Below are 3,382 nucleotides of genomic sequence, written 5' to 3' on the forward strand. Positions count from 1 at the left end.
GCGGCCGCAGGTTTCGAGTTGGCTGCGATGAGCGTGGGATCGGTGGCTGCAAGGTATGGTGCGCATACAGTGGCCGGCAGGGGAGCAAGGATTGCCTTAGGCGGCCTCAAGCTGGCAGGCGGAGGATTAGCCACCATTGGAGGGGGGATTCTGGTCGCATTGGATGTCGCAGAAGTGCGGAGAGCCTTTGCCCAAGGCAAGTCAACGTTGGGCTTAGCGTACGTCGCGCACGCCGTTGTAGCCATGGGCATTACCGGAATCTCCGCGTCCATATCGCTATCGACCTCCGGCCCGCTACTCCGTTGGATCCTTCTAAACACGGAGCGGCAACTCCTTCGAGCCGCCCTGCCCGTACTCATTCGCCAAGCAGAGAGCCTCGCAGCCGTCCACATTTCTGCATTGCTCGGTTTAGCGTTGGGATGGAGCACAGCCATAGGTCTGTTGATCACCGCGGCGATTTGGGTGTTAGAGCCAGACGAGATGGAAACATGGTGCGTCCACTGCTGCTTCGGCTCGCGCTCGCAGGATAGTTTTGCCAAGCCATTCGTAGACGAGGCGACCGAACTACGGAAATTGTATGAAGCTTTGAGGACGGTGAGCTGAATGTATTTTATCGAAGCGCAGGCCTGGGCAATGCAGACAACGGCAACATTACGTGGGGAGTATGAGGATGCCATTAAGGTAGCTACAGCGGATGAAAAGGAGCTTAAGGCCAATATCGGAAAAGAATTTGTACGGGAGATCGGCATTGATGAGAAAGTCAGCGAGCATCCCAGTGCTACAGGCTCGATCTACGCGTTTAACGATATCTATATCGAGCTTCGAGCTGGCGCACTTCAAGATAAGCGTGGTTTCCTTACGCTATTCACTTTGCCGGCGCTCTATCTAGTGTTGACGCTGCTGGAGATGAGTACCATCTTCAGCACAGTGTGGTGGACTCACGTCTATCCATGGTCGAGCAGGCCGGCAGATGCGGGCGACTACATTGCCGCTCTTGCGTTGCCCCTGATAACGCTGGCGCTGATTCTCGTGCTTCGTCGATTTGCATGGCGCTGGCTACGCCTCGAAAACTTTGTTCAACGCCGTCTGCTGATCCGCTTCAATCGCATTACTCGCCAGGTGTATCTGCACCGTCCTCGATACGCCGGTGGAATTGCGGTCCTCGCATGGGAACAGGTCTCGGCGGAAGCTGGGGTGGGCAAGCCTGAGGTTTCCGGCACGGGCACTCAGCTTTTGCTGGCCTGGACGCAGGACATGACGGGACTGCCTCACAGTCACCTCATGTTTGTGGGCAAGACGGCCGATGGGACCAGCGATTTGATCAATCTCTGGGAGTTCATTCGGCGATACATGGAAGAAGGCCCCGATTCCGTGCCTCGCCCCCGCAAACTGCTGACCAAGCTGCCTTGGCCTTGGCTGTCGCTCGCGGCCCCCTGGAGCTTCCTTAAGCCGCTTTGGCGAGCTGGCCAGCGGCGGCTAGTCGTTTGGCTGTCGGTGTTGCTATCTCCCGTCATGTTGATTCACGCAGCAGGGCATTGGATTTCGCTGCTCCTGTGCTGGGAGCCGCGCTGGCCCAAGATCATTCGCCAAGCGGGACTGCCAGGAAAACCGTGCCCCCCCCTGTCGGTGGCAGCCGACTGGCCACCTGTTCCCCCACCGACGAACGCTCCTCATCCCCATACGGGGCGTCCATGAACAAACCATTTGTTGTGTTGAGCGATTCGACCACACACGCCGGGAAGGTGGTCTCAGCGACGACCGGCTTCACCGCAGGAGGCTCGCCCGTGGCAGGGCATGGAGATGCCGTTCAATGCCCCCTCCACGGTGCCACTTCAATCATTGCTAGTTGCGCCGGCTTCCAAAGTAACGGCAAGACCCCTGCCCGCGAGGGTGACAGCACTTCGTGTGGCGCCATACTAGTTGCGTCTCAGCGCGGCGTGAACGCAGGAAGCTAGCCGTACTGGAGGGCAAAGACTGATGCCGCACCCAAAACCCCTACTCACGTTTCAACAAATGCTGGCCAACCTGAAGGCGCGTCCGGATTGGCAGGCGCTTCCAGACATACGGGTTGCCATGTGGCCGCAGCAGGTCAGCTTCTGCGACGACATCTCGGACGAACGGCTATTCAACGAACAGTACATTGAAAGTCGCCTATTTGCAGGAAAGGCAGCGTTCGTTCTCTACCTATTGTGTGGTGCCACATTGGCCTCGCTCGTTTGCTTCGCCTATGACGCATGGCTGAGCCATTCTGCGGGCAGCACGCTCTACAGCTTTCTTTCCAAGAGCTGGATATTGCTGACTTTCGCCGCGTTCACAGGCGTTTTGGCGATTGCGCTCCTGAAGCTGGAGCCGATATGCGTGCGCTTTAATCGCCAAGCTCAGGTCGTCCACATCTACAAGGGGCGGAAAAACGCAGCAACGGTTGCATGGAGAGACGTGCATCCTTTCACCGAATTCAGTCCGTCCGCAGACGGCAAGTTTGCAATCAACCTCGTGTTTCAAACGGGGCCGACCGCTCTCGCGATGGCTTCCGGAGCGTTCGACATCGGCGACGAGTCGGCGCTCGTCGACAACCTCACCCGTCTCGAATTCCTGCGACGCTACATGGCCGAAGGCCTGTGCGCGATCCAACCTGATCCGGCACGTACACCGTACAGACCCAGCGGCTTTTCCAAGGCAGTCACGTTCAAGGAAGATGGGCTGCTCACTTATCTCTTCGCGATCCTGCTGGTGAAGCCCGCCTACTACCTCGCCGGCGGCCCCTTGATCGATCGCCATCTAGTCCGTCGCACGGCGAACGTCGAGTGGCCGGAGGAGGTGGAGCGCTTGTGTTCGCCGGGCGCTGATGTGACCGGTTATGACGCCACGCCCGTGCAAGCGAGCAGGGACGTCTTTCACCGCTTCAATGGCCGCGGATTCGACTTGGTAAATCTACAAGGCAAGTGATCGGTTGAGTACGCGTTACCTCACCCCAAAATCAATTTTCCGCCGGCCGGCCTTTCTCATATCGCCACTAACGGATTCTGTTCGGCTTAGCGCTTTCACGGAACCACAGCCGCCATCAGAGATGACCCACCAATGACCGAATTGCAGCCGACCCACAGCTTCGATGAGATGCTAGCCAATTTGAAAGCCGCACCAGATTGGCAACAGCTTCCCGATATCCGCCTTGCAATGTCGCCGCAGCGCGTCAGGCTCGTAGACGATGTGTCTGACAAGACGATGTTTAACGAGCGTTACATGGAGAGTCACGTCTTCGTTGGGAAAATGGCATTTGCGCTATACGGGACGTGCGGCGCGTTCGTCGCTACATCAACGGTCCTGGCTATTGCCATTACGCATGATGTCCTTGCGAAAAAAAGTTTGGGCGACATCGCTTTCC

Annotated in this window: 5 protein-coding genes; all 5 read left to right on the forward strand. The window is 57.7% G+C overall.

The window, feature by feature from the left end:
- Positions 1 to 603 (forward strand): hypothetical protein (locus KVT32_RS27575; RefSeq protein WP_217619132.1); only part of this gene is annotated, 603 nt, incomplete at its 5' end.
- The gene (locus tag KVT32_RS27580) at positions 604 to 1,695 is read left to right on the forward strand and encodes a DUF6708 domain-containing protein (protein ID WP_217619133.1); all 1,092 of its coding nucleotides are present in this window, start codon (positions 604 to 606) and stop codon (positions 1,693 to 1,695) included.
- On the forward strand, positions 1,692 to 1,955 hold the full coding sequence (locus tag KVT32_RS32705; RefSeq protein ID WP_081100938.1) for a PAAR domain-containing protein: 264 nt from the start codon (positions 1,692 to 1,694) through the stop codon (positions 1,953 to 1,955). The genes KVT32_RS27580 and KVT32_RS32705 overlap by 4 nt, the downstream gene beginning before the upstream one ends.
- 58 nt (positions 1,956 to 2,013) lie before the next feature.
- Positions 2,014 to 2,946, forward strand: coding sequence for a hypothetical protein (locus tag KVT32_RS27590; RefSeq protein ID WP_217619134.1), 933 nt, complete (start codon positions 2,014 to 2,016; stop codon positions 2,944 to 2,946).
- Positions 2,947 to 3,078: 132 nt separating this feature from the next.
- The coding region (locus tag KVT32_RS27595) for a hypothetical protein (RefSeq protein ID WP_217619135.1) at positions 3,079 to 3,382 on the forward strand (304 nt) is incomplete at its 3' end.

The sequence above is a fragment of the Achromobacter sp. GbtcB20 genome (assembly GCF_019091095.1).
Classification (GTDB): domain Bacteria; phylum Pseudomonadota; class Gammaproteobacteria; order Burkholderiales; family Burkholderiaceae_B; genus Achromobacter; species Achromobacter mucicolens.

What these genes read in the sequence shown, in the direction of transcription:
- KVT32_RS32705 (WP_081100938.1), top strand. Translation starts at nt 1,692, where the DNA reads ATGAACAAACCATTTGTTGTGTTGAGCGATTCGACCACACACGCCGGG.
- KVT32_RS27590 (WP_217619134.1), top strand. Translation starts at nt 2,014, where the DNA reads ATGCTGGCCAACCTGAAGGCGCGTCCGGATTGGCAGGCGCTTCCAGAC.
- KVT32_RS27580 (WP_217619133.1), top strand. Translation starts at nt 604, where the DNA reads ATGTATTTTATCGAAGCGCAGGCCTGGGCAATGCAGACAACGGCAACA.